22 protein-coding genes and 2 pseudogenes are annotated in these 26,527 nt (G+C 61.2%); 16 read left to right on the forward strand and 8 right to left on the reverse strand.

Annotated elements, in window-relative coordinates:
- Positions 1-8: 8 nt before the first annotated feature.
- Positions 9-1,301, reverse strand: coding sequence for a glycine betaine monooxygenase oxygenase subunit (gbca, locus tag AC5O5R_RS01515; RefSeq protein WP_172285252.1), 1,293 nt, complete (start codon positions 1,299-1,301; stop codon positions 9-11).
- A gap of 294 nt (positions 1,302-1,595) precedes the next feature.
- On the opposite strand from gbca, the gene gbcB reads away from it, so the two are divergent.
- Positions 1,596-2,696 (forward strand): glycine betaine monooxygenase reductase subunit, encoded by a 1,101-nt coding sequence (gene gbcB, locus AC5O5R_RS01520; protein ID WP_172221449.1) that lies wholly within the window; start codon positions 1,596-1,598, stop codon positions 2,694-2,696.
- A 158-nt stretch (positions 2,697-2,854) separates the two neighbouring features.
- Here gbcB and AC5O5R_RS01525 read toward each other — a convergent pair whose 3' ends face one another.
- Both AC5O5R_RS01525 and AC5O5R_RS01530 read right to left on the reverse strand, forming a co-directional pair.
- The gene (locus tag AC5O5R_RS01525; protein WP_404943662.1) at positions 2,855-3,727 is read right to left on the reverse strand and encodes a methyl-accepting chemotaxis protein; all 873 of its coding nucleotides are present in this window, start codon (positions 3,725-3,727) and stop codon (positions 2,855-2,857) included.
- Positions 3,710-4,480, reverse strand: a pseudogene (locus AC5O5R_RS01530) (MCP four helix bundle domain-containing protein); the annotation flags it as partial. The gene AC5O5R_RS01525 and the pseudogene AC5O5R_RS01530, both read right to left, overlap by 18 nt.
- Before the next feature lie 278 nt (positions 4,481-4,758).
- On the opposite strand from AC5O5R_RS01530, the gene AC5O5R_RS01535 reads away from it, so the two are divergent.
- From AC5O5R_RS01535 to AC5O5R_RS01550, 4 genes and pseudogenes are all read left to right on the forward strand, one after another.
- Complete coding sequence (locus AC5O5R_RS01535; RefSeq protein WP_172221455.1) at positions 4,759-4,989, forward strand: hypothetical protein; 231 nt, start codon at positions 4,759-4,761, stop codon at positions 4,987-4,989.
- Entirely contained in the window at positions 4,986-5,288 is a 303-nt protein-coding gene (locus AC5O5R_RS01540) for a cell division protein ZapA (protein WP_172221458.1), read from the forward strand. Before AC5O5R_RS01535 ends, AC5O5R_RS01540 begins: the two co-directional genes overlap by 4 nt.
- 194 nt (positions 5,289-5,482) lie before the next feature.
- Positions 5,483-6,511: pseudogene (locus AC5O5R_RS01545) on the forward strand (HAMP domain-containing protein); the annotation flags it as partial.
- 135 nt (positions 6,512-6,646) lie between these two features.
- Positions 6,647-7,375, forward strand: coding sequence for a methyl-accepting chemotaxis protein (locus AC5O5R_RS01550; RefSeq protein WP_494515456.1), 729 nt, complete (start codon positions 6,647-6,649; stop codon positions 7,373-7,375).
- 116 nt (positions 7,376-7,491) lie between these two features.
- Here the strand turns inward: AC5O5R_RS01550 and AC5O5R_RS01555 are convergent, their stop codons facing one another.
- A complete protein-coding gene (locus AC5O5R_RS01555) occupies positions 7,492-8,532 on the reverse strand; it encodes a threonine aldolase family protein (RefSeq protein WP_172221464.1) in 1,041 nt (346 codons plus the stop codon).
- Positions 8,533-8,869: 337 nt separating this feature from the next.
- On the opposite strand from AC5O5R_RS01555, the gene AC5O5R_RS01560 reads away from it, so the two are divergent.
- The 7 genes from AC5O5R_RS01560 to fdhA all read left to right on the forward strand — a co-directional run bounded on the left by AC5O5R_RS01560 (position 8,870) and on the right by fdhA (position 17,936).
- Positions 8,870-10,123 (forward strand): serine hydroxymethyltransferase, encoded by a 1,254-nt coding sequence (locus tag AC5O5R_RS01560; RefSeq protein ID WP_172221467.1) that lies wholly within the window; start codon positions 8,870-8,872, stop codon positions 10,121-10,123.
- Positions 10,124-10,138: 15 nt separating this feature from the next.
- The gene (locus AC5O5R_RS01565) at positions 10,139-11,389 is read left to right on the forward strand and encodes a sarcosine oxidase subunit beta family protein (RefSeq protein WP_016484536.1); all 1,251 of its coding nucleotides are present in this window, start codon (positions 10,139-10,141) and stop codon (positions 11,387-11,389) included.
- Positions 11,390-11,403: 14 nt separating this feature from the next.
- Positions 11,404-11,739 (forward strand): sarcosine oxidase subunit delta, encoded by a 336-nt coding sequence (locus AC5O5R_RS01570; RefSeq protein ID WP_172221470.1) that lies wholly within the window; start codon positions 11,404-11,406, stop codon positions 11,737-11,739.
- On the forward strand, positions 11,736-14,750 hold the full coding sequence (locus AC5O5R_RS01575; protein WP_172221472.1) for a sarcosine oxidase subunit alpha: 3,015 nt from the start codon (positions 11,736-11,738) through the stop codon (positions 14,748-14,750). Before AC5O5R_RS01570 ends, AC5O5R_RS01575 begins: the two co-directional genes overlap by 4 nt.
- A 179-nt stretch (positions 14,751-14,929) precedes the next feature.
- Positions 14,930-15,562 (forward strand): sarcosine oxidase subunit gamma, encoded by a 633-nt coding sequence (locus tag AC5O5R_RS01580; RefSeq protein ID WP_172221475.1) that lies wholly within the window; start codon positions 14,930-14,932, stop codon positions 15,560-15,562.
- A gap of 10 nt (positions 15,563-15,572) precedes the next feature.
- Positions 15,573-16,430: a formyltetrahydrofolate deformylase gene (gene purU / locus AC5O5R_RS01585; protein ID WP_172221478.1), complete on the forward strand. Its 858-nt coding sequence runs from the start codon at positions 15,573-15,575 to the stop codon at positions 16,428-16,430.
- A 306-nt stretch (positions 16,431-16,736) separates the two neighbouring features.
- Positions 16,737-17,936, forward strand: a complete 1,200-nt coding sequence (gene fdhA, locus AC5O5R_RS01590; RefSeq protein ID WP_172221481.1) for a formaldehyde dehydrogenase, glutathione-independent — start codon at positions 16,737-16,739, stop codon at positions 17,934-17,936.
- Positions 17,937-18,109: 173 nt separating this feature from the next.
- Here fdhA and AC5O5R_RS01595 read toward each other — a convergent pair whose 3' ends face one another.
- Entirely contained in the window at positions 18,110-19,024 is a 915-nt protein-coding gene (locus AC5O5R_RS01595) for an RHS repeat-associated core domain-containing protein (RefSeq protein WP_172221483.1), read from the reverse strand.
- A 224-nt stretch (positions 19,025-19,248) separates the two neighbouring features.
- On the opposite strand from AC5O5R_RS01595, the gene AC5O5R_RS01600 reads away from it, so the two are divergent.
- Positions 19,249-19,824 carry a DUF2780 domain-containing protein gene (locus AC5O5R_RS01600; protein ID WP_172221486.1) on the forward strand — a complete coding sequence of 192 codons (576 nt, stop codon included), beginning with the start codon at positions 19,249-19,251 and terminating at the stop codon, positions 19,822-19,824.
- Positions 19,825-19,919: 95 nt separating this feature from the next.
- On the opposite strand, the gene AC5O5R_RS01605 is transcribed toward AC5O5R_RS01600, so the two are convergent.
- The 3 genes from AC5O5R_RS01605 to yihG all read right to left on the reverse strand — a co-directional run bounded on the left by AC5O5R_RS01605 (position 19,920) and on the right by yihG (position 23,400).
- A complete protein-coding gene (locus tag AC5O5R_RS01605; protein ID WP_172221489.1) occupies positions 19,920-20,804 on the reverse strand; it encodes an RHS repeat-associated core domain-containing protein in 885 nt (294 codons plus the stop codon).
- A gap of 114 nt (positions 20,805-20,918) precedes the next feature.
- On the reverse strand, positions 20,919-22,268 hold the full coding sequence (locus AC5O5R_RS01610) for an APC family permease (protein ID WP_172221492.1): 1,350 nt from the start codon (positions 22,266-22,268) through the stop codon (positions 20,919-20,921).
- Positions 22,269-22,512: 244 nt separating this feature from the next.
- On the reverse strand, positions 22,513-23,400 hold the full coding sequence (gene yihG / locus AC5O5R_RS01615; RefSeq protein WP_172221495.1) for a 1-acylglycerol-3-phosphate O-acyltransferase, YihG family: 888 nt from the start codon (positions 23,398-23,400) through the stop codon (positions 22,513-22,515).
- 182 nt (positions 23,401-23,582) lie between these two features.
- On the opposite strand from yihG, the gene rloA2 reads away from it, so the two are divergent.
- The 3 genes from rloA2 to creC all read left to right on the forward strand — a co-directional run bounded on the left by rloA2 (position 23,583) and on the right by creC (position 26,437).
- A complete protein-coding gene (gene rloA2, locus AC5O5R_RS01620) occupies positions 23,583-24,083 on the forward strand; it encodes a retropepsin-like aspartic peptidase RloA2 (protein ID WP_172221498.1) in 501 nt (166 codons plus the stop codon).
- 240 nt (positions 24,084-24,323) lie between these two features.
- Complete coding sequence (gene creB / locus AC5O5R_RS01625) at positions 24,324-25,004, forward strand: two-component system response regulator CreB (protein WP_172221501.1); 681 nt, start codon at positions 24,324-24,326, stop codon at positions 25,002-25,004.
- Positions 25,004-26,437, forward strand: a complete 1,434-nt coding sequence (gene creC, locus AC5O5R_RS01630; RefSeq protein WP_172221504.1) for a two-component system sensor histidine kinase CreC — start codon at positions 25,004-25,006, stop codon at positions 26,435-26,437. Before creB ends, creC begins: the two co-directional genes overlap by 1 nt.
- Positions 26,438-26,527: the final 90 nt, after the last annotated feature.

Consider the following 26,527-nt stretch of genomic DNA (forward strand, 5'->3'; position numbering starts at 1 on the left):
ATCATTGATTACTGCGCCTGCACTTCCTTCAGATAAGGTGCCGGCTCCGCCCCCAGGTTCTCAAGAACCCGCTGGCTATACCAGTCAATGAAGTTGACCACACCAAACTCGTAAGTCTTCGAGTACGGGCCCGGCTGGTAAGCGGTAGAGTTGATCCCGCGCTGGTTCTCTTCCGCCAGGCGACGGTCCTGGTCGTTGGTAGCGTCCCACACTTTGCGCATGCGCTCAGGGTCGTAGTCCACGCCTTCCACGGCATCCTTGTGCACCAGCCACTTGGTGGTGACCATGGTTTCCTGGGCGCTGATCGGCCACACGGTGAAGACGATGATGTGGTCACCCATGCAGTGGTTCCACGAGTGCGGCAGGTGCAGGATGCGCATCGAACCCAGGTCCGGGTTCTTGATGCGGCCCATCAGCTTCTGGCAGGCCTGCTTGCCGTCCATGGTCATCGACACGGTGCCCTTGAGCAGCGGCATGCGCACGATGCGGTTACGCAGGCCGTGGCTTTTGTGCAGGTAAGGGATTTTCTCGGCTTCCCAGGCGGCGGCAGAGCTGGCCACGTGGTCCTTGAATTCCTGGCTGGCGCGCGGGTCGTTGGTGTCGTCCCACTCCAGCAGGGTTTGCAGCAGTTCCGGGTGCGAACCGCTGCAGTGGTAGCACTCGCGGTTGTTTTCCAGCACCAGTTTCCAGTTGGCCTTTTCCATCAGGGTGGTGTGCACGGCCACCTTGGTGTTCTCCATGTCGTACGGTTCCATGTAGTGCTCGAGGGTGCCCAGGAACTCGTCGATGGCAGGCGGGTTTTCCGCCAGGCTGATGAAGATGTATCCGCCGGAAACCTTCACGTGTACCGGTTTCAGGCCGTATTCCTTCATGTCGAAGTCGGCGCCCATTTCGGTGCCGGCGAACAGCAGGCGGCCGTCCAGCTCATAGGTCCACTGGTGGTAGTGGCAGACCAGCTTGGCCACTTTGCCCTTGTCGCTCACGCACAGCCGCGAACCGCGGTGGCGGCATACGTTGTGGAAGGCATGCACCTTGCCTTCGGCACCGCGCACCACCAGGATCGGGTTCTTGCCGATCTGCAGGGTGATGTAGTTGCCTTTTGCCGGGATTTCGCAAGTCATGCCGGCGATCAGCCATTCTTTCTGGAAGATCTCCTGCATGTCGATCTGGAACAGACGCTCGTCGGTGTAGAAAGGCTGGGGCAGCGAGTAGGTGCGCTCGCGGGTCTGCAACATCTCGGCGGTGGCCTTGCGTGCAGGTTCCAGTGGATCGCCCAGGCTCAGGGTTGCGGTGACGTCCATCGTGTATTCCTCGGGGCCGTGTGCGGCCGGCAAAAGGTGGCTAATCGTTGTTGTGGTGCCGCAAGGTTGCTCTTGAAAAGCAGCTAGTTGTTTTGCCGTGGAGTGTGCGTCCGAAGACGCCGCGAACCGTATCCATGGACGACATGGCCGATTTGAATAACGACGCCCCAGCCCTTGTATTGCGGGGCTGGTCGCGATAAGCACGCCGATGTCGCTGGCAGGAATGTACGTCGCTCACGGGTTGAGCATTATCGGAGCCATGAAAAGGGCCATAGTCGGCCGCTGGAGATGAACATGTCCGATACCTTCCTCAATCCGGTCACCACCCAGACCTGGGCCAACGGCCGCCACATCGTGCGCTGCGTCAAGGTCATCCAGGAGACCTGGGACGTGCGCACCTTCTGCTTCATGGCAGACCAGCCGATCATGTTCTTCTTCAAGCCGGGGCAGTTCGTCACCCTCGAGCTGGAAATCGAAGGCAAGCCGGTGATGCGCTCGTACACCATCTCCAGTTCGCCGTCGGTGCCCTACAGCTTCTCGATCACCGTCAAGCGCGTGCCGGGCGGCCAGGTGTCCAACTTCCTGCACGACACCATGCACGAGGGCGCCGAGCTGCCAGTGCATGGCCCGGTGGGGTTGTTCAACGCCATCGACTTCCCGGCCGGCAAGGCGTTGTACCTGTCCGGTGGTGTCGGTATCACCCCGGTCATGTCGATGGCGCGGTGGTTCTACGACACCAACGCCAATGTCGACATGGTGTTCGTGCACAGTGCGCGTTCGCCGAAGGACATCATCTACCACCGCGAGCTGGAACAGATGGCCTCGCGCATTCCCAACTTCAGCCTGCACATCATTTGCGAGAAGCATGGGCTGGGCGAGCCGTGGGCCGGCTATCGCGGTTACCTGAACCAGCGGTTGATGGAGCTGATCGCGCCGGACTACATGGAGCGTGTGGTGTTCTGCTGCGGCCCGACGCCGTACATGACAGCGGTCAAGCGCATGCTCGAGGCGGTCGGCTTCGACATGAAGAATTATCACGAAGAATCGTTCGGTGCGACCCCGGCGGAGGCCAAGGCCGATGCGGTTGAGCATGCCGAGCAGGCGGCCGATGCGCCGGAGCTGGATGTTTCCGACCTGAACCTGGTGGAGTTCATCGGCAGCGAGAAGAGCATTCGCATCGCCCCGGGCGAGACCGTGCATGCGGCGGCGGCCAAGGTCGGGCTGATGATCCCGAAAGCGTGCGGCATGGGCATTTGCGGTACGTGCAAGGTTCTGAAGCTGGGCGGCGAGGTGGAAATGGACCACAACGGCGGCATTACCGAAGAGGACGAAGCCGAGGGCTACATCCTGTCGTGCTGCAGTGTGCCGAAAGGGGATGTGCGGATCGATTACTGATCTGAAGTTGCTGGGGCTGCTTCGCAGCCCATCGACGCGGTTCGTCGCCACGACAAGCGCGGCTCCCACAGGTACTGCACAAGCCAGGAGAGTTGCGCGGTCGGTGTGGGAGCTGGCTTGCCGGCGATGGGCCGCAAAGCGGCCCCGGCTTTTAGAAGTCAGGTACGGAAACGGGCTACCAGACCATTAAGGTCAACAGCCAGACGCGACAGCTCGGCGCTAGCCGCGCTGGTCTGATGCGCCCCGGTAGCACTCTGCACCGACAGGTCATTGATATTCACCAGGTTGCGGTCCACCTCCCGCGCCACTTGGGCCTGTTCTTCTGCCGCGCTGGCGATCACCAGGTTACGCTCGTTGATCTGCGCCACGGCACCGGCAATGGTATCCAGCGCCATGCCCGCACCACGGGCGATGTTCAGCGTCGATTCGGCGCGTTCGGTGCTGGTGCGCATCGACTCCACCGCTTCCTCAGTACCGCCCTGAATACTGCCGATCATCCGCTCGATTTCGCTGGTCGACTGCTGGGTACGGTGGGCCAGCGCCCGCACTTCATCGGCCACTACGGCAAAACCACGGCCCGCCTCACCCGCACGCGCGGCTTCGATAGCAGCGTTAAGCGCCAGCAGGTTGGTTTGATCGGCCAAGCCACGGATCACGTCCAGCACCTTGCCGATATCACGCGACTGCTCGGCCAGGTGGGTGATCAGCTTGGCAGTGGCTTGCACATCACCACTCATGCGCTCGATGGCGCCCACGGTTTCCATCACCAGGTCACGACCGTCACCGGTCGAGCGGCTGGCTTCACTGGACGCTTCGGAGGTGCTTACGGCATTACGTGCCACTTCTTCCACCGCACTGGTCATTTCCGTAACGGCCGTGGCTGCCTGTTCGATTTCGTTGTTCTGTTGTTGCAGGCCACGGGCACTTTCATCAGTGACTGCATTCAGCTCTTCGGCAGCCGACGCCAACTGGGTGGCGGAACCGGCGATCTGTTGCAAGGTGTCGCGCAGCTTGTCCTGCATGCGGGCCATGGCGCGCAGCAGTCGGGCGGCTTCGTCGGTACCTTCGGCGCGAATGACGTGGGTCAGGTCACCGTCGGCAACCTGTTCGGCCGACTTCAGTGCCTCTTCAATGGGCCTGACGATGCTGCGCGTCAGCAGGAATGCGCAAAGGAAGGTCAGCACCGTGGCTGCAATCAGCAGCCCGATCACCAGGGCGAAGGCGGCGGCATACTGGCTGGCGGCTTTCGCGTTGGTGGCGCGGGTCTGGTCGGTGTTGATGCGCACCAGGGTGTCCATGACCTTGTTGATCTGCTCGGAGTTGGCCAGCAGGTCGCGGTTCAGCAGGTCGCGCAGCTCATCAAGGCGGTCGGCCTGGCTCAGGCTGCGCATGCGCGATTCCAGCTGGCGGTACTGGCTGAGCAATTGGCCGTACTGGTCGAACGCGGCCTGCTCGTCGGCGGCACCGATCATCGGCAGGTAAGCCTGGCGCGCTCGGTCGATCTGGGTGTTGCGCTGATCCAGCAGGTTGAGGGTATCGCGCTGGGTCTCTGGCTCGCGGTTGAGCAGCAGGCGGTAGGAAAGGGTGCGCATGCGCAGGTTCAGCGCGGTGAGTTCGTCGAGAATCTTGATACTCGGCACGCTGACCTGTTCGATGGCGACGCCGGCCTGGCGAATGTTGCCCATTTGTATCAGCGAGAAGATACCGAGGCCGAGCATCAGCACGCCGATGAGCGCAAAGCCGAGCAACGCGCGCGGGGCGATATTCATGTTGCGTAGAGACATGGAGGGGAGGATCCAGGCAAGGGAGAAAGAGTGCGCAAAAGTGCGACAAAACAAGACTTGCCGGGCTATCGGTCGTGACCGGTGAGTCTTGAGTGCGACAGGGTCAATTTTGTGAGGTGGCTATCTTTTTCCTGACCGGCGGTTGACCCAGATCGGAACAAGGGGGCAGATACCCTGTCAATCTGCGGGTTAGACACCTTATGAATCTGATATTTAATGGCGATGGGCCGTACTTTTCTTTATCGTGTGCGCCCCTCGCAACAACCTGAGATAGACCCATGCTGGAAGCATCCCTGAATCAAATCGAGCAACTGGTCAGCGACCTGATGCAGAAAAACGCTCAACTCACCGAGCAGAACTCCGCCCTTGGCCAGGAACTGGCCCAGGCCAAGGAAGAAAACGAAACCCTGCAGCTGTCGCTGATGGAGCAGGAAGAAAAGAACGGTGCTACCGCTGCACGCATCCAGGCTCTGGTTGAGCGTGCCAGCGCGGGTGTCGTCGGCGCATGAGACTGCAAGAGCAGCCGATCAATGTGGTGTCGATCCTCGGCATCGATTATTCGATCAAGGCACCCGAAGGCCAGGAAGAGACGCTTGCCCAGGCGGTGCGGATGCTCAACACCGCCTTGAACGAAACCAAGCGCCAGTATCCGACCTTGATCGGCGACAAGCTGCTGGTGCTGGCCGCTCTGAACCTGTGTTCCAAGCAGGTTGACCTGCAGAATGAACACCGCAAGACGCTTGAGCGCACCCAGGCGCAGATCGACGCTACCGTCGATGCCATCGTTCGGACCATCGCAGAGTCCTGATCGATAGCCGGGGGCGCCTGTGGGAGCGGGTTCATCGGTGCGCCGAACCCGCTCCTACAGGGCGCGCCTGATTGTCTTAGATCACTGGATTAACTGGATACGCAAGTGTATACACTTTCCGCACAACAATAATGTGCGGGGAGTAGGGCATGGGTATCTGGCGTAGAAGCATCCAGTGGCAGTTGATCACCAGCATGGGCGCCGCCCTGCTGGCGAGCATCCTGGTGGTGGTCATCATCTTCACCGTGGCGCTCAACCGCCTTACCGAGCGCTACCTGGTCGACACCGCGCTCCCGGCCAGCATCGAAGCTATCCGCAACGACATCGAGCGCATGCTCGGCCAGCCGCTCACGGCGGCGGCGGACATTGCCGGCAATACCCTGCTGCGCGACTGGCTTGCGACCGGTGAAGACCCCGCCCAGGCCCCTCATTTTCTCGAATACCTGCAAGCTGCCAAGCAGCGCAATCACGCCTTCACCACGCTGTTTGTGTCGACCGGAACCGGTCACTACTACAACGAGAACGGCCTGGATCGCACCCTCAGCCGCAGTAACCCCAAAGACAAGTGGTTCTATGGCTACATCGACAGCGGCGCCGAGCGCCTGATCAACATCGACATCGACGGTGCCACCGGTGAGCTGGCGCTGTTCATCGACTACCGCGTGGAAAAAAACGGCCAGCTTGTCGGCGTGGCTGGCATGGGTCTGCTGATGACCGAGCTGTCCAGGCTGATTCACGACTTCAGCTTCGGCGAGCACGGCAAGGTTTTTCTGGTGCGTAACGATGGCTTGATCCAGGTTCACCCGGACAACGCCTTCAGCGGCAAGCGCCAACTCACCGAGCAGCTTGGTGCGGATGCGGCCAAGGCCGTGATGACCGGCGGTGAAGGCCTGCGCAGTAGCCGTTTCAGCCGAGATGGCGAGCCCTTCCTGGCGCTTGGCCTGCCTTTGCGCGATCTTGACTGGACCCTGGTGGCCGAGGTGCCGGAGTCGGAAATCTACGCACAGATGCATCAGGCGGTGTGGCTGACCAGTCTGGTCGGTGGTGTCGTGGCTTTGGTGTCGCTGCTGCTGGTGGTGCTTCTGGCCCGTGGCCTGGTGAGGCCGTTACGCCGTGTCACCGCTGCGCTGGTGCAGATCGGCAGCGGCGCGGGTGACCTCAGCCACCGGCTGGATGATGCACGTCAGGATGAACTGGGCGACCTGGCCCGTGGTTTCAACCGCTTCCTCGACAGCCAGCGCAGCCTGATCAGTGAAGTGTTGAGTACCTCTGACCGGCTGCACCGTGCCGTGGAGCAGGTGACTCAGGTTGTGGACAACACCGCAGAGCGTTCCGGGCGGCAGCAGGAAATGACCGAAATGGTCGCCACCGCCGTACATGAAATGGGCCTGACCGTGCAGGACATCGCCCGCAATGCTGGCGAGGCGGCTCAGGCATCACAGTCGGCACGTGATGAGGCGCTGCAGGCGCGCGAGGTAGTGCGGCGTTCGATCCAGGGTATCGAAGGCATGTCCGGGGATATCGGCAAGGCCGCCGATGCGGTAAGCCAGTTGGCAGATGAAGTCGCCTCTATCGATGAAGTATTGGCGGTAATTCGTAGTATTTCCGAGCAGACCAACCTGCTGGCGCTGAACGCCGCCATCGAGGCCGCGCGTGCCGGGGAGATGGGTCGCGGGTTTGCGGTGGTGGCTGACGAAGTGCGAACGCTGGCGCGGCGCACGCAGCTGTCCACCGATGAAGTGCAGCAGATGATCCAGCGCTTGAAACAGGGCGCAGGCTCGGCGGTGAGTTCGATGCAGGCGGGGCAGCAGGCGACCGGCAGCGGGGTGGAGTCGAGCCAGCGCACCGGGGCGTCGCTGGGCGCGATTACCGATCAGGTGGAACACATCAGCGACATGAACCATCAGGTGGCCACGGCGACCGAGGAGCAGTCGGCGGTGACCGAGGAGATCAACCGGACGGTGCAGGGCATTTCCGACCTGGCGCGGGAGACGGCGGCAGAAGTGCAGGGGTGCCGGGAGGAATGCCAGGCTTTGCGTGGCTTGGCCGATGACTTGGCGCGGCAGATGGGTGGGTTCAGGCTTTAGATAGTCGGGGCTGCTGCGCAGCCCATCGCCGGCAAGCCAGCTCCCACACCGACCGCACAGGATTCAAGCCCTGTGGGAGCCGCGCCACTGGGCTGCGGAGCAGCCCCAGCAATCTGTCAGGCAGTAATGATGCTGCGGATATCCGCCGCCAGCTCACGCACCCGCTCTTCCTCGGTATCCCACGAGCACATGAACCGCGCCCCACCGCTGCCAATAAAGGTATAGAACCGCCAGCCCTTGCCGCGCAGCGCTTCAATGGCCTGCTCAGGCATCTGCAGGAACACCCCGTTGGCCTCTACCGGGAACATCAGCTCCACGCCCGGCAGATCACTCACCAGCGAGGCGAGCAACTGCGCGCAATGGTTGGCATGGTTGCCATGGCGCAGCCAGGCGCCATCTTCGAGCAGCCCTACCCACGGCGCCGACAAAAAGCGCATCTTCGACGCCAACTGCCCAGCCTGCTTACAGCGGTAGTCGAAGTCCTCAGCCAGCTGGCGGTTGAAGAACAGAATCGCCTCACCCACCGCCATGCCGTTCTTGGTGCCGCCAAAGCACAACACGTCGACACCGGCCTTCCAGGTCAGCTCGGCCGGGCTGCAACCGAGAAACGCGCAGGCATTGGTAAAGCGCGCGCCGTCCATGTGCAGGTTCAGGCCAAGCTCCTTGCAGGTGGCGCTGATCGCCTTCAGCTCATCGGGGCGATAGACGGTACCCACCTCGGTGGCCTGGGTAAGGGTGACCACACGCGGTTTGGGGTAGTGGATGTCCTGGCGCTTGAGCGCCACTTCGCGGATGGATTCGGGTGTCAGCTTGCCGTTGACGCTGGGCGCGGTCAGCAGCTTGGAACCGTTGGAGAAGAACTCCGGCGCGCCGCATTCATCGGTTTCGACGTGAGCGGTCTCGGAGCAGATCACGCTGTGGTAGCTCTGGCACAGCGAGGCCAGGGCCAGCGAGTTGGCGGCGGTGCCGTTGAAGGCGAAGAACACCTCGCAGTCGGTTTCGAACAGCTCGCGGAAGTACTGCGCGGCGCGCTCGGTCCACTGGTCGTCGCCGTAGGCGCGGTCGTGGCCGTGGTTGGCCTTTTCCATGGCAGCCCAGGCTTCGGGGCAGATGCCGGAATAGTTGTCGCTGGCGAATTGTTGGCTCTTATCGGTCATGACCCTGTCCTGTGAACGACGCAGAACAGCACTCTAAACCATCGATTCAGCGGTTGCCTATACAAGCGGTGCATCGGTTGGTTTCAGCTTTGCCTGTACAGGCCCTATCGCCGGCAAGCCAGCTCCCACAGGCGCTCCACAAGGCCTGAGGGCAGCGCATTTTCTGTGGGAGCTGGCTTGCCGGCGATGGGGTCAGAGAGCCCAGTGCAAAACGAATGTCGTAAACGCGCCATTGCAAGGCGTGCGCAGGCATCTGACCTGCCCCGGCCAGTCATAACATCGCCACAAAGGGCCACAGTGCTCTACGACAAAAACGATCGCTGCCGGGAGATACACGATGTTCAGCAAGCAAGACCAGATCCAGGGTTATGACGATGCACTGCTGGCGGCGATGAATGCCGAAGAACAGCGCCAGGAAGACCACATCGAGCTGATCGCCTCGGAGAACTACACCTCCAAGCGTGTGATGCAGGCCCAAGGCAGCGGCCTGACCAACAAGTACGCCGAAGGCTACCCGGGCAAGCGCTACTACGGTGGCTGCGAGCATGTGGACAAAGTCGAGGCACTGGCCATCGAGCGCGCCAAGCAGCTGTTCGGCGCCGACTACGCCAACGTCCAGCCACACTCCGGCTCGTCGGCCAACGGCGCGGTGTACCTGGCCCTGCTGCAGGCCGGTGACACCATCCTGGGCATGAGCCTGGCCCACGGCGGCCACCTGACCCACGGCGCCAAGGTGTCGTCCTCGGGCAAGCTGTACAACGCTGTGCAATACGGCATCAACACCGACACCGGCCTGATCGACTACGACGAAGTCGAGCGCCTGGCGGTCGAGCACAAGCCGAAGATGATCGTTGCCGGCTTCTCGGCCTACTCCAAGACCCTCGACTTCCCACGCTTCCGCGCCATCGCCGACAAGGTCGGGGCGCTGCTGTTCGTCGACATGGCCCACGTTGCCGGCCTGGTTGCCGCTGGCCTGTACCCGAACCCGATCCCGTTCGCCGACGTGGTCACCACCACCACCCACAAGACCCTGCGCGGCCCACGTGGTGGCCTGATCCTGGCCAAGTCCAACGAAGAGATCGAGAAAAAGCTCAACGCCGCCGTATTCCCGGGCGCCCAGGGTGGCCCGCTGATGCACGTGATCGCCGCCAAGGCGGTGTGCTTCAAGGAAGCGCTGGAGCCTGAGTTCAAGGTGTACCAGAAGCAAGTGATCGAAAACGCCCAGGCCATGGCTCAGGTGTTCATCGACCGTGGCTACGACGTGGTGTCCGACGGTACCGACAACCACCTGTTCCTGGTCAGCCTGATTCGCCAGGGGCTCACCGGCAAAGACGCCGACGCCGCCCTGGGCCGCGCGCACATCACCGTCAACAAGAACGCCGTGCCGAACGACCCACAGTCGCCGTTCGTCACCTCGGGCCTGCGCATCGGCACCCCGGCCGTGACCACCCGTGGCTTCAAGGTTGCGCAGTGCGTGGCCCTGGCCGGCTGGATCTGCGACATCCTCGACAACCTCGGTGACGCAGACGTCGAAGCCGATGTGGCGAAGAACGTCGCGGCGCTGTGCGCAGATTTCCCTGTTTACCGCTGAGTGGAGTAAACGACCATGCAACGCTACTCGGGCTTCGGCCTCTTCAAACACTCCCTCAGCCACCACGAGAACTGGCAGCGCATGTGGCGCACGCCAACCCCTAAAAAGGTTTACGACGTGGTTATCGTCGGCGGTGGCGGCCATGGTCTGGCCACGGCCTACTACCTGGCCAAAGAGCACGGCATCACCAACGTCGCAGTAATCGAAAAGGGCTACCTGGGCGGCGGCAACACTGCCCGTAACACGACCATCGTGCGTTCCAACTATCTGTGGGACGAATCGGCGCAGCTCTATGAGCACGCCATGAAGCTGTGGGAAGGGCTGTCCCAGGACATCAACTACAACGTGATGTTCTCCCAGCGTGGCGTCTACAACCTGTGCCACACCCTGCAGGACATTCGTGACTCCGAGCGCCGCGTCAGCGCCAACCGCCTCAACGGCGTCGATGGCGAACTGCTGAACACCGCCCAGGTCGCGGCTGAAATCCCGTACCTGGACTGCTCGAAGAACACCCGTTACCCGATCCTCGGCGCGACCGTTCAGCGCCGTGGTGGCGTGGCTCGTCACGACGCCGTGGCCTGGGGCTATGCCCGTGCCGCCGACGCCTTGGGTGTCGACCTCATCCAGCAGACCGAAGTAATTGGCTTTCGCAAGGAAAACGGCGCGGTCATCGGTGTTGAAACCAACAAAGGCTTCATCGGCGCCAAGCGCGTAGGCGTGGTCACCGCCGGTAACTCCGGGCACATGGCCAAGCTGGCCGGCTTCCGCCTGCCGCTGGAGTCGCACCCGCTGCAAGCGCTGGTCTCCGAGCCTATCAAGCCGATCATCGACAGCGTGATCATGTCCAACGCCGTGCACGGCTACATCAGCCAGTCCGACAAGGGCGACCTGGTGATCGGTGCCGGTATCGACGGCTGGGTCGGCTACGGCCAGCGCGGTTCGTACCCGGTGATCGAGCACACCCTGCAGGCCATCGTCGAGATGTTCCCCAACCTCTCGCGCGTACGCATGAACCGCCAGTGGGGCGGCATCGTCGACACCTCGCCGGACGCTTGCCCGATCATCACCAAGACCCCGGTCAAGAACATGTTCTTCAACTGCGGTTGGGGTACTGGCGGCTTCAAGGCGACCCCGGGTTCGGGCAACGTCTTCGCCGCGAGCCTGGCCAAGGGCGAAATGCACCCACTGGCGGCGCCGTTCTCCATGGACCGTTTCTACAACGGCGCACTGATCGACGAACACGGCGCCGCCGCCGTCGCCCACTAACCGGAGACACCGTCATGTTGCATATTTTCTGTCCCCACTGCGGCGAGCTGCGCTCCGAAGAAGAGTTCCACGCCTCTGGCCAGGCACACATCGCCCGCCCGCTGGACCCTGCCGCCTGCTCCGACGAGGAGTGGGGTACCTACATGTTCTACCGTGACAACCCGCGCGGTATCCACCATGAACTGTGGGACCACGTTGCCGGCTGCCGCCAGTACTTCAACGTCACCCGTAACACCGTGACCTACGAAATTCTGGAAACCTACAAGATTGGCGAGAAGCCGCAAGTGACCGAAGGCGGCAAGCCAACCTGCGCACCGTCGACCGTCAAAGGCCAAGGGGAAAAAGTATGAGCCAGACCTATCGCCTCGCCAGCGGCGGCCGTGTCGACCGCAGCAAGGTCCTGAACTTCACCTTCAACGGCAAGACCTACCAGGGTTATGCCGGTGACAGCCTGGCCGCCGCGTTGCTGGCCAACGGCGTCGACATCGTTGGCCGCAGCTTCAAGTACTCGCGTCCGCGCGGCATCATCGCCGCCGGTACCGAAGAGCCGAACGCGATCCTGCAGATCGGCTCCAGCGAAGCCACCCAGATCCCCAACGTGCGTGCCACCCAGCAGGCGCTGTACGCCGGTCTTGTAGCCACCAGCACCAACGGCTGGCCGAACGTCAACAACGACGTCATGGGCATCCTTGGCAAGGTTGGTGGCAGCATGATGCCGCCGGGGTTCTACTACAAAACCTTCATGTACCCGAAATCGTTCTGGATGACTTACGAGAAGTACATCCGCAAAGCCGCAGGCCTTGGCCGTGCGCCGCTGCAGAACGACCCGGACAGCTACGACTACATGAACCAGCACTGCGACGTGCTGATCGTCGGCGCCGGCCCTGCTGGCCTGGCTGCCGCACTGGCCGCCGCGCGCAGCGGTGCCCGGGTGATCCTGGCCGACGAGCAGGAAGAGTTTGGCGGTAGCCTGCTCGACTCCCGCGAAACCCTCGACGGCAAGCCTGCCGCCGACTGGGTCAGCGCCGTGGTCAAAGAGCTGGAAAGCCTGCCGGAAGTGACCCTGCTGCCACGTGCCACGGTCAACGGCTACCACGACCATAACTTCCTGACCATTCACGAGCGCCTCACCGACCACCTGGGCGACCGCGCCCCGATCGGCCAGGTACGCCACCGCGTGCACCGTGTGCGTGCCAAGCGCGTGGTGCTGGCTGCCGGTGCCCACGAGCGCCCGCTGGTGTACGGCAACAACGACGTGCCGGGCAACATGCTGGCGGGTGCCGTTTCCACCTACGTTCGCCGCTACGGCGTGGCCCCGGGCCGCAAGCTGGTGCTGTCGACCAACAACGACCACGCCTACCGCGCCGCGCTGGACTGGCACGATGCCGGCCTGCAAGTGGTCGCTATCGCCGACGCCCGCCACAACCCGCGTGGCTCGCTGGTTGAAGAAGCGCGTGCGAAAGGCATCCGCATCCTCACCTCCAGCGCCGTGGTCGAGGCCAAGGGCAGCAAGCATGTGACCGGCGCCCGCGTGGCCGCCATCGATGTGCAGGCACACAAGGTCACCAGCCCAGGCGAAACCCTTGAGTGCGACCTGATCGCAACCTCCGGCGGCTACAGCCCGATCGTGCACCTGGCTTCGCACCTGGGCGGTCGCCCGGTATGGCGTGACGACATTCTTGGCTTCGTGCCGGGCGATGCGCCGCAGAAACGCGAGTGCGTGGGTGGCATCAACGGCGTCTACGCCTTGGGCGACGTAATTGCCGATGGTTTTGAAGGCGGCGCGCGCGCCGCCACCGAAGCCGGCTTCAAAGCCAGCGTCGGCACCCTGCCGAAAACCGTTGCGCGCAAGGAAGAGGCCACCGTGGCGCTGTTCCAGGTGCCGCACGACAAAGGCACCAAGGGGCCGAAGCAGTTCGTCGACCAGCAGAACGACGTGACCGCCGCCGGCATCGAGTTGGCCACCCGCGAAGGCTTCGAGTCGGTCGAGCACGTAAAACGCTACACCGCGCTGGGCTTCGGTACCGACCAGGGCAAACTGGGCAACATCAACGGTCTGGCCATTGCCGCCCGTTCGATCGGTATTACCATCCCGGAAATGGGCACCACCATGTTCCGCCCCAACTACACGCCGGTCACCTTCGGCGCGGTAGCGGGCCGCCACTGTGGTCACCTGTTCGAGCCCGTGCGTTTCACTGCCCTGCATGCCTGGCACGTGAAGAACGGTGCCGAGTTCGAAGACGTCGGCCAGTGGAAGCGCCCTTGGTACTTCCCGAAAGCCGGTGAAGACCTCAACACCGCGGTGGCCCGCGAGTGCAAGGCCGTGCGCGACAGCGTAGGCCTGCTGGACGCCTCGACCCTGGGCAAGATCGACATCCAGGGCCCGGATGCCCGCGAGTTCCTCAACCGCATCTACACCAACGCCTGGACCAAGCTCGACGTGGGCAAGGCCCGCTACGGCCTGATGTGCAAGGAAGACGGCATGGTCTTCGACGACGGCGTCACCGCCTGCGTCGGCGACAACCACTTCATCATGACCACCACCACCGGCGGCGCTGCACGCGTGCTGCAGTGGATGGAGCTGTACCTGCAAACCGAATGGCCGGAGCTGAAGGTGTATTTCACCTCGGTCACCGACCACTGGGCCACCATGACCCTGTCCGGCCCCAACAGCCGCAAGCTGCTCAGCGAGCTGACCGACATCGACATGGACAAGGAAGCCTTCCCGTTCATGACCTGGAAGGAAGGCAACGTCGCAGGCGTGCCGGCCCGTGTGTTCCGGATTTCGTTCACCGGTGAGCTGTCGTACGAAGTCAACGTGCAGGCCAACTACGCCATGGGCGTACTGGAAAAGATCGTCGAGGCAGGCAAGAAGTACAACCTGACCCCGTACGGCACCGAGACCATGCACGTACTGCGTGCCGAGAAGGGCTTCATCATCGTTGGTCAGGACACCGACGGTTCGATGAACCCGGACGACCTGAACATGAGCTGGTGCGTGGGCCGCAACAAGCCGTATTCGTGGATCGGCCTGCGTGGCATGAACCGCGAAGACTGCGTGCGCGAAAACCGCAAGCAGCTGGTCGGCCTGAAGCCGGTCGACCCAACCAAGTGGCTGCCGGAGGGCGCCCAGCTGGTCTTCGATCCGAAACAGCCGATCCCGATGGACATGGTTGGCCACGTCACCTCCAGCTACGCGCACAACTCCCTGGGCTATTCGTTTGCCATGGGTGTGGTCAAGGGCGGCCTCAAGCGCATGGGCGAGCGTGTCTACTCGCCACAGGCTGACGGCAGCGTGATCGAGGCCGAGATCGTGTCTTCGGTGTTCTTCGATCCGAAGGGTGAGCGGCAGAACGTTTGACTCCGGGCCCTGTGGGGGCAGGCCAGGCCCAATCGCCGGCAAGCCAGCGCCCACAGGATCGATGCAGTTTTGAAGGTTGGTGAGGTCCCTGTGGGAGCTGGCTTGCCGGCGATGAGGCCGGTAGCCCCAACACAAAAGCGGCGTCGCATCGACGAACAAGAATTCAAGGCAGGTAAGAAATGAGCGCTATCAACGTCTACCAGCAAAACCCCGGCGCCGAGGCCAAGGCCCAGTCGCCACTGCACCACGCCGACCTGGCCAGCCTGGTTGGCAAAGGCCGCAAGAACGCAGGCGTGACCCTGCGTGAGAAGAAATTCCTCGGCCACCTGACCATCCGTGGCGACGGCCACAACCCGGAATTCGCCGCAGGCGTGCACAAGGCCCTGGGCCTGGAGTTGCCTGTGGCCCTGACCGTGGTTGCCAGCGGCGACACCTCGCTGCAATGGGTCGGCCCCGACGAGTGGCTGCTGATCGTGCCTGGCGGCCAGGAACTGGCCGTCGAGCAAAAGCTGCGCGCGGCCCTGGAAGGCCAGCACATCCAGGTGGTCAACGTCAGCGGCGGGCAAAGCCTGCTGGAACTGCGCGGCCCGAACGTGCGTGAAGTGCTGATGAAGTCCACCAGCTATGATGTTCATCCGAACAACTTCCCGGTGGGCAAGGCTGTCGGCACCGTGTTCGCCAAGTCGCAGCTGGTGATCCGCCGCACCGCCGAAGACACCTGGGAGCTGGTGATTCGCCGCAGCTTCGCCGACTACTGGTGGCTGTGGCTGCAGGACGCTTCGGCCGAATACGGCCTGAGCATCGAAGCTTAAGGAGAAGAACATGAGTCGGGCACCGGATACCTGGATTCTCACCGCCGACTGCCCGAGCATGCTCGGCACCGTCGACGTGGTGACGCGTTACCTCTTCGAGCAGCGCTGCTACGTGACGGAGCACCACTCCTTCGATGACCGGCTGTCGGGGCGCTTCTTCATTCGCGTGGAGTTCCGCCAGCCGGACGATTTCGACGAGGTCGGCTTCCGCGCCGGCCTGGCCGAGCGCAGCGGTGCGTTCGGCATGGCCTTCGAGCTGACGGCGCCCAAGCACCGCCCCAAGGTGGTGATCATGGTGTCCAAGGCTGACCATTGCCTTAACGACTTGCTGTATCGCCAGCGCATTGGCCAGCTGAGCATGGACGTGGTGGCAGTGGTGTCCAACCACCCCGACCTCGAGCCCTTGGCGCAGTGGCACAAGATTCCCTACTACCACTTCGCCCTCGATCCCAAGGACAAGCCTGCGCAGGAGCGCAAGGTGATCCAGGTGATCGAAGAAACCGGGGCCGAGCTGGTCGTGCTTGCCCGTTACATGCAGGTGCTGTCGCCGGAGCTGTGCCGGCGCCTGGATGGCTGGGCGATCAACATCCACCACTCGTTGTTGCCGGGGTTCAAGGGCGCCAAGCCTTATCACCAGGCGTACAACAAGGGCGTGAAGATGGTTGGCGCCACGGCGCACTACATCAATAACGACCTGGACGAAGGGCCGATCATTGCCCAGGGCGTCGAAGTGGTGGACCACAGCCATTACCCGGAAGACCTGATTGCCAAAGGGCGTGATATCGAATGCCTGACCCTTGCGCGGGCTGTGGGTTATCACATCGAGCGGCGAGTGTTCCTTAACGCCAATCGGACTGTAGTTCTGTAATAACCTGCACCGGCCTCTTCGCGGGTGAACCCGCTCCCACAAGTACTTCGCAAGCCTTGAAGCTTGCGCCGAACCTGTGGGAGCGGGTTCACCCGCGAAAAGGCCAGAACAGGTAACCACCTCTGTTACATCCCCCATGTCCTTCAACGACAAGCCTGCCGCTAAAAGGCATCTCCCTGTCGCTCCCAGTCAGTGCATCCGGCCGCATCAGGCCCACAATCCCCTCATTCCAGAAACACATGCCGCCCATGGATGGCGGCGCGTTCCACCACCGCTGCATCAATAAAAATCAAGCGAGGTAAGAGCATGTCTGGCAATCGTGGAGTGGTGTATCTCGGCGCTGGCAAGGTCGAAGTACAGAAGATCGACTACCCGAAAATGCAGGACCCGCGCGGCAAGAAGATCGAGCACGGCGTGATCTTGAAGGTGGTCTCCACCAATATCTGCGGCTCCGACCAGCACATGGTCCGCGGCCGCACCACTGCCCAGACCGGCCTGGTGCTGGGCCATGAAATCACCGGTGAGATCATCGAGAAAGGCAGCGACGTCGAGCGCATGCAGATCGGCGACCTGGTCTCGGTACCCTTCAACGTCGCCTGCGGCCGTTGCCGCTCCTGCAAAGAGATGCACACCGGTGTCTGCCTTACCGTCAACCCGGCCCGCGCTGGCGGCGCCTACGGCTACGTCGACATGGGCGACTGGACCGGCGGCCAGGCCGAGTACGTGCTGGTGCCGTATGCCGACTTCAACCTGCTGAAACTGCCAGACCGCGACAAGGCCATGGAAAAGATCCGTGACCTGACCTGCCTGTCCGACATCCTGCCAACCGGCTACCACGGCGCCGTCACTGCCGGCGTAGGCCCAGGCAGCACCGTCTACGTTGCCGGCGCCGGCCCGGTCGGCCTGGCCGCCGCTGCCTCCGCGCGCCTGCTGGGCGCCGCCTGCGTGATCGTCGGTGACCTCAACCCACTGCGCCTGGCCCACGCCAAGTCGCAGGGTTTCGAAGTGGTCGACCTGTCCAAGGACACCCCGCTGCACGAGCAGATCGTCGACATCCTCGGCGAGCCGGAAGTGGACTGCGCCGTTGACGCTGTAGGCTTCGAGGCCCGTGGCCATGGCCATGAAGGTGCCAAGCATGAAGCCCCGGCCACCGTGTTGAACTCGCTGATGCAGGTTACCCGCGTTGCCGGCAACATCGGTATCCCGGGCCTGTACGTGACCGAAGACCCGGGTGCGGTGGATGCCGCCGCCAAGATCGGCGCACTGAGCATCCGCTTCGGCCTGGGCTGGGCCAAGTCGCACAGCTTCCATACCGGGCAGACGCCTACCATGAAGTACAACCGCCAGCTGATGCAGGCGATCATGTGGGACCGTATCAACATTGCCGAAGTGGTGGGTGTGCAGGTGATCAACCTGGATCAGGCGCCGGAAGGGTATGGCGAGTTTGATGCAGGGGTGCCGAAGAAGTTTGTGATTGACCCGCACAAGATGTGGGGTGCTGCGTAACAAGCATCGCGTAAGTAGAGCCCCTCAAAAGAGGGGCTTTTCACGACGGTAACATTGGTTTCGGTGCCTATACGACCAGTTGCAGGAGCATGTAAGAAGGCCTGTTGGCGACAGGTGCAGCATAGATATTTATTCTGAGGGGGCGTGGTTTTCTGAATTTAGGGCTAACGCGTCTAGTCAACGAAATTCCAACCCTGCTTCTCCCGCTTCTGCTTTTTGCTGACTCCAATCGTTGGGCCTGTAGGTTTATTACGGTCAAATTTTTTCATTTCTTTCATTGCGGCTATCGCTTTCCTGTTATCTATTTCTACACGGATAATGTTGATCGTTTCATTGATGGTGGTCAATGTTTGGGTGTCTTGAGTGAGAAGTTTGATTTTGTGTTTTAGCGCGTAGTTAGTTGTATTTTTGCTGATCGCTTGAACCGCAGGCAGTCTTTGTTTTTCAAGGATTAATTGATTTGCCATAGCGTTAAGATCGGATATGGATCGGGCGCTCTCAATTTGCTCTGTATTTGGGATGGTTATTTCTCTTAGAGTTTTATTGAGCTTGTCAGTTGCGCTTTGGAATGATTCGATCTTGGCTCGTAGTTTTACTATTCTGTTTCTGAAAGTATTTGCAAACCATTTTAAAGGGCTGTGCCCTGACGGGTCGATTGCATTAATCGGATCATTGGCGCAGTAGGCGTAGGGATTAAACCCTCCGGCGCCGAAAGGGCTTATATTGTCGGGGGATAAAAAGCGCATCAGCGTCGGGCTAAACCCCCGATGGTAACCCGTGCCAAGTAGATAGAATTGTGATAATGTTTCCAAGTGCTCGCTATTGAAGCCTAGTAAAATTTCCAGCGCCGACAGGTCTTTTGAGTGGCCATAGGCTGTATAAGTCAGTCTGTTCTCATTTGAGTTTCCAAAGAGTGATATAGAGCCTTTATCGTCTGTTGCGAGCAATTCTGTTTTATTTATAGCAGTGTTGCGACGTTCTGCAACGGCCGTGCCAGCAGCCCAGCAAATTGTTCGTTGACTAGCGTTCTTCTGCACCCTCGCGAGTTTTTCATTCAGGTAGAAGTACTGAGTGCCGTTCGTCTTCATCGTCGGTGTCTCCTGGTATGGCAATGAAATTGGTAAGAGCTTCTCCGGGATATTGATGAAGAGAGGTCTGTAAGGCTACTGGTAAAAATGATAGTTATTTACCATGTTTTCAGCGGACGTAACCGATTCTGCGTATCCCGATGCATGGTGTGGAACAAAATCCCAGCCCATCACTCAAATCCCTCGTTTCCCAAGGCCATCCCGGCCCACGAGGTTCCCTCCCGATGAAAGCATTTACTCTGGCAACCCTTATGACCCTGGCCGCGAGCCCGGTGTTCGCCTTCAACCTCAGCGACGCCGCCAACGCCGTATCCGCCATGCAGAACCAGAAGCAGCAAGGCCAGGTGCAGGCGCCCGAAGCTCAGGCGAATTTGCTCAATACGTTGGGCAGCGAATTGAAGATCACCCCCGAACAGGCCGTTGGCGGGGCGGGGGCGATGTTGGGGTTGGCGCGTAACAATCTCAGCAGTGACGACTATGGCCAGCTAACCAAGGCGGTGCCGGGGCTGGACCTGCTTGCAGGGGCCAATGCCTTAGGCGGGCTGAGCGGGTTGGGTGAAATGCTCGGAAAGAACAGTGAGAGCCAGTCGGCGTTGAGCAATGCGCTGGGCAACAATGTGGAGAACCGCAGCGACCTGGACAGTGCGTTCAAGGCGCTGGGGATGGATACCGGGATGATCGGGCAGTTTGCGCCGTTGCTGCTGCAGTACCTTGGGCAGCAGGGGATTGCCGGGTCGTTGTTGCAGAATCTGGGGAGTTTGTGGACTGCTCCCGCTCCGTTAGGTCAGCCATCGGTGTGATTGACTATTTGGCAACTACCCCTCCTTGAACGAAGCGATTGAACCTCACCTGTTTGGAGCCCGTTTGAGAATAGGGCTTCAAGCGGGCGAATTATTTAATTCTGAGTACTGCGTGTTTGGCTGTTAAGTTCTTTTGGAGTTGGCTGTTTGGTGCTGATGAACGTTTCTTTGCCTTTCGAAAGCCTATAAACCAAGCCGGCGTCTAGTGATGCCATATGCGAAGCTCTTTCCTCCTCTGCGATTTTTAAATTGGTTGTGATTTTCATAGATAGTGATGAGTCTTTCTGTTCTATGGCTGTTTTAAGTTCTGAGTGCAGGCTTTTTATATGATTATTGTATCGAGTCGTCATGTTGTTGTATTGTTGTAAGCTCATTGAGCCGTCGCTTATGGAAGCAGGTTGGTTGCTTTGCGTCGTACGCATCGAAAATTGTTCTCCGAACACTGCTGGTAGCAAATTGGGGCTGGATCCGCTTCGGTTAGTCTGAGGGGGCAAGTTAAGTTTTGATGCTGATGAGCCAGGTTGAGTTGCGCGAGAACTATTCGGCATATGCCCACTAGGGTCACTATTATTGATAGGGTCGCCGTCACAATAACAATAAGGGTTCAATACACCCCCGAATGGGCTAAAACTATCGGGGGATCGGAACCGCATCAGAGATGCGCTGTAGTCTCGATACCCGTTCCCTAGCAGATATCCTTCAATAGGCTGCTCGAACCACTCGCCGGTGTAAGCAATCGTCGACTTGGCTTGCGCAGAAAAACGATATCCATAAGGTGTATAGCTAGGGGCACTACCAACGTTCATCCCGTAGGTTGAATCCTGAACATCGCAGATCAGTGGAACGCCCTGCCGGTCATGTAACAAGGCAAGTGGTTGGCGCTTATTGCGCAAGATGCGTTCGATTCGATTTCCGACCAATACGAGAGAGAGGTAAGAGCCCTGATAGAACCGAAGAGTTCTTGAATTGAAGTGCGCCATTTGCACAGTCCCTACAGGCCAATCTGGTCTTTAGCTTGAGGCTGTGTCCAAGTAGAGGCAACTGGCAGAAATGATAGGGCTTTTCAGCAGATGGCCGTCCGTGGCCATTTAGATTCAAGCAGCTTCGGTAAAGTCCACCAAGCGTACCGGGCGGCGGAAGCCGGCGGTCAGGACTGCCAAATATGCAAGGCCCAGGGCAAACCAGGACAGGCCAATCACCAACGTCAGTGCCGACAGGCTGGTCCACAGCCACAGTGTCAGCCCCAAACCTACCAGCGGCACCAGGCCATAGCACAGCAGCCCCTTGAGGGTACGCTGGGCCCCAGCGTCCATCAGGTGCGTCTTCACCACCGCCAGGTTCACCGCTGAAAACGCCACCAGCGCGCCAAAACTGATCAGCGAGGCGAGGGTAGCCAGGTCAATCACCAGCGCCAGCAGCGAAAACGCCGACACCAGCAAAATGGCAAACACCGGCGTACCAAACCGCGGCGACAGGTAACCAAAGCTGCGCCGCGGCAGCACGTTGTCCCGCCCCATGGTGAACAGGATGCGCGACACCGCCGCTTGCGAGGCCAGCGCCGAACCCAGGCTGCCGGCCACGTACGCGGCGGTGAAGAAGTTGGCCAGGAACTGCCCGCCCGCCTTGAACATCACCTCGTTGGCCGCTGCATCGGCATTGGCGAAGCTGCTGCCCGGCAAGACCAGCTGGCTGACATAGGCCAGTACGGTGAACAGCACGCCGGCGAACAGCGTGGTGAGGATGATCGCCCGTGGCACGTCGCGGCGGGCATCGCGGCATTCCTCGGCCAGGGTGGAGACAGCATCAAAGCCGAGGAACGACAGGCACAGTACCGCCGCGCCGGCCATGATCGCGCCGAAGCCAGGCTGCGAGCCGTCGCCCATCAGCGGCGACAGCAGGTCCAGCGGCTGGCCGGCCAGCGACTGGCAGGACAGGGCGACGAACACGCCGATGAAGACGATCTGCGCGCCGACGATCAGGTTGCTGGTCTTGGCCACCGAGTGAATGCCGATCACATTCAGCACGGTCACCAGGGCAATCGAGGCGAGTGCGATGGACCACGCCGGGATGGCCGGGAAGGCGATGTTGAGGAACAGGCCGATCAGCAGGTAGTTGATCATCGGCAGGAACAGGTAGTCGAGCAACAGCGACCAGCCGGCGAGAAAGCCGACGTTGGGGCCGAAGGCCATGTTGGTGTAGGAATACGCCGAGCCCGCGACCGGAAAGCGTTTGACCATGAAGCTATAGGACGCGGCGGTGAACAGCATGGCCACCAGTGTGACCATGTAGGCGCTGGCGGTGCGGCCACCGGTGAGTTCGGTGACGATGCCGTAGGTGGTGAAGATGGTCAGCGGGACCATGTAGACCAGGCCGAAGAACACCAGGGCGGGGAGGCCCAGTACGCGACGAAGTTGGGCGGGGGCGGAGCTGATTGGGTTGGCCATCGTTCGATCCAGAGCGTTCTTGTAGTTGTGCTTTGGTCGATTTTTATCCAGTTAGGTAGTAGAAGACAAAAAAGTAATCCTTATGCTGATTATTAGCGCAGGTTTTAATCGGGAATCTGCTGTGGGTTTTCTGGCCAATCGCCGGCAAGCCAGCTCCCACAGGTACAGCGCAAGCCTTGAACACTGCGGGCATCCTGTGGGAGCTGGCTTTCCGGCGATTGGGCCAGTACAGGCGATACAGACCTCAGCCCATTTCCACCCGCAGCTGCTCGATCCGCTCGTCCTTCTCCACCCATAACTGGTTCACCCAAGCCTGCACAGTCTGGCGGAATTCAGGATCATTCTCGTAATCCCCCGCCCACAGCGCCGGGTCAAGCTCGCGTACCTGAATGTCGATAATCACCCGGCTGATGCTGCCATCGAGCAAATCCCAGAACCCCGGCGCCGTGTTGCCGGGGTAGACGATGGTCACGTCCAGCAACGCATCCAGCTGCTCGCCCAGTGCCGCCAGCACGAATGCCACACCACCCGCCTTGGGTTTGAGCAGGTGGCGATAGGGCGACTGTTGTTCCAGGCGCTTGGCCTCGGTAAACCGAGTACCTTCCAGGTAGTTGACCACCGTCACTGGCTGGCGCTTGAACAACTCACACGCCGCCTTGGTGATTTCCAGGTCCTTGCCCTTGAGCTCCGGGTGCTTTTCCAGAAACGCCTTGCTGTAGCGCTTCATGAACGGGTAGTCGAGCCCCCACCAGGCCAGCCCCAGCAGTGGCACCCAGATCAGTTCCTTCTTCAGGAAGAACTTGAAAAACGGCGTACGGCGGTTGAGGCTTTCGATCAGCGCGGGGATATCCACCCAGGTCTGGTGGTTGCTCACGGCCAGGTACGAAGTGTCCTTGCGCAGGTTCTCGACACCGCGAATGTCCCACCGGGTAGGGATGCACAGGGCGAAGATGGCCTTGTCGATTTCCGACCATGCTTCGGCAACCCACATCACCGCGGCGGAGGCATAGTCGCGGCCGCTGCCCGGCAGCACCAGTTTCAGCAGGGCGAAGACCAGTAGCGGGCAGATCATCACCACGGTGTTGATCAGCAGCAAAGTGGCCGTAAGAATGCCGGTAAGCAGGCGACGCATAAAGAAACTCTTGTTGTGGGAAATAAACAGTTGGCAATGATAAGCAGGGCCGTGCCCATCGCCAAACATCCAATGCCCGGAGGCGGGTACAAATGTTTCACAACATGTTGTTTACCCTTGGCACAGCGAACCTATCCTGCCAGTGCAGTCTAAGCACTGACCCTTTTCAAGGAAGCCTGCCTGTGAAACCTCTGCTTGCCCTGTTGTCGCTGTTGGCGCTGCCGGTAATGGCCGCCGAACCCACGCTCTACGGCCGTTACGAGAACATAGCCCTGCCGGAACTGGGCGAAACCCTGAAGGCCAAGATGGACACCGGTGCCTTCACCGCGTCGCTGTCGGCCAAGGACATCGAGCTGTTTACCCGTGATGGTGACGAGTGGGTACGCTTCCGCCTGGCGACCAAGGAGTCCGATGGCAAGGTGTACGAGCACAAGGTCTCGCGCATCAGCAAGATCAAGGGCCGTGCAGATGAAGAAGAGGACGGCGATGCACCGGAGATTTCCAAGCGCCCGGTGGTGGACCTGGAGCTGTGCCTGGGTGATGTGAAGCGCACCGTCGAAGTGAACCTGGTTGACCGCAGCAGCTTCAACTACCCGCTGCTGATCGGCTCCAAAGCGCTGCGCGAGTTCAAGGCTGCAGTGAACCCGGCGAAGAAATTCACCGCCGGCAAGCCTGACTGCTGACAGAGCAAACCTCCTGCACAGGCCTCATCGCCGGCAAGCCAGCTCCCACAGGTGATGTACAAGGCTCAAGGCCTGCTCTGTACCTGTGGGAGCTGGCTTGCCGGCGATGGGCCGCCAAGCGGCCCCACTATCGCAGCGTTGATGCAGATATTGCCGGGGCCGCTCTGCGGCCCTTTCGCGACCCAAGGCCGCTCCTACACAATAGAGCGTCGCCATAGAGCTCTGCACAGGCCGCTCGCCATGCCTCATATCCTCATTGTCGAAGACGAAGCCGCCATCGCCGACACCCTGGTCTACGCCCTGCAGGCCGACGGCCACACTACCGAATGGGTGACCCTGGGCAGCGCCGCACTCGAGCAGCAACGCCAGACCCCGGCCGACCTGATCATCCTCGACATCGGCCTGCCTGATATCAGCGGCTTCGAAACCTGCCGCCAGCTGCGCCGCTTCAGCGAGGTACCGGTGATGTTCCTCAGCGCCCGCGACGGCGAGATCGACCGGGTGGTGGGCCTGGAAATCGGCGCCGACGACTACGTGGTCAAGCCCTTCAGCCCGCGTGAGGTTGCCGCGCGTGTACGGGCGATCCTCAAGCGCATGGCCCCTCGCGCCGAGCCTGCCAGTGAAACGACACTGTTCCAGCTTGATACCCTGCGCATGCAGATCAGCTACCGTAGCCAGCCGCTCACGCTGACCCGCCACGAATTCCGCCTGCTGCAATGCCTGCTCGAACAACCCCAGCGGGTATTCAGCCGCGAACAGCTGCTCGACGCGCTGGGCGTGGCTTCCGACGTGGGCTACGAGCGCACCATCGACACCCACATCAAGAGCCTGCGCGCCAAGCTGCGCCAGGTGGCAAGCGACGCCGAGCCGATCCAGACCCATCGCGGCCTCGGCTACAGCTACAGCCCGGACCATGCCTGATGCGCCTGGGCATCCGGATTTTCCTGGTGTACTTCCTGTTCGTCGGGCTGGCGGGCTACTTTCTGCTCAACACGGTGCGCGAGCAGATTCGCCCGGTGGTACGCCAGTCCTCTGAAGAAACGCTGGTAGACACCGCCAACCTGCTGGCCGAAATCCTGCGCGATGACGTCAAGGCCGGCACCCTCAACCAGGGCCGTTTGCCGGAGGTGCTCAAGGCCTACGGCTTGCGCAGCCCGGGTGCGCGAATCTGGGGACTGGCCAAGAACCAGGTCAACCACCGCATTTACGTGACCGACGCCAAGGGCATCGTGCTGCTGGACTCCAGCGGCGAGGACGTGGGCAAGGATTACTCGCAGTGGAACGATGTGCTGCGGACCCTGCGCGGTCAGTACGGCGCCCGCTCCACCCGTAGCGACCCCAACGATGAAAGCACCTCGGTAATGCACGTGGGGGCGCCGATCATCGACGATGACAAGATCATCGGCATGGTCACCGTCGCCAAGCCCAACAGTTCATTGCAACCGTACATCGACCATTCCGAACAGCGTTTGCTCACTTTGGGCCTGGGCCTGATCGGCCTTGGCTTGCTGATCGGCGCGGCGTTGTCATGGTGGCTGGCGCGCTCGCTGCGCAAGTTGGCGCGTTATGCCCAGGCTGTCAGCGAGGGAGAGCGTGCGGAGCTGCCGCATTACAAGGGCGGTGAGCTGGCGAACCTGGCCCAGGCCGTTGAGCGCATGCGCAACCAGCTGGAGGGCAAGGCCTACGTCGAGCGCTATGTGCATACCCTGACCCATGAGCTGAAGAGCCCGTTGGCGGCCATTCGCGGGGCTTCCGAGCTGTTGCAGGAGGACATGCCGAGCGAACAGCGGGCGCGCTTTGCCGGCAATATCGAGCGCGAGAGCGAGCGCTTGCAGCAGATGATCGAGCGGCTGCTGAACCTGGCCCGGGTCGAGCAGATGCAGGCGCTGGAAGATGAGCAACAGGTGGCGCTGGCGGCGCTGGTGGACGAGTTGTTGCTGGCCCATGCGGCGCGCATCGAAAGCGCGAACTTGCAGGTGCGCCAGCGGGTCCCGGCCGGTTTGCGCCTGCTGTGCGATCCATTCCTGATGCGCCAGGCGCTGGCCAACCTGCTCGACAACGCGCTGGACTTCACCCCCGCTGGTGGCGCGCTGCTGTTCGACCTGGAGCGCGATGGCGAGCGGGTGGCGTTGAGCCTGTTCAACCAGGGGCAGGCGATACCGGCGTATGCCATCGGGCGGGTCAGCGAGCGGTTTTACTCGCTGCCGCGGCCGGGGAGCGGGCGCAAGAGCACCGGGCTGGGGCTGAATTTTGTGGCCGAGGTGATGCAGCTGCATGGCGGGGCATTGGCTGTGGATAACGTTGATGGCGGGGTGCGGGTGAGGTTGTGGCTGCCGGTGCGGCGGATCAGCTGAGATTGCCGGGGCTGCTGCGCAGCCCATCGCCGGCAAGCCAGCTCCCACAGGGATCGCATCAGGGCTGACAGAGGGTCGAATCAGGGGTGA

The sequence above is a fragment of the Pseudomonas sp. 8_5_2 genome, from assembly GCF_059295255.1.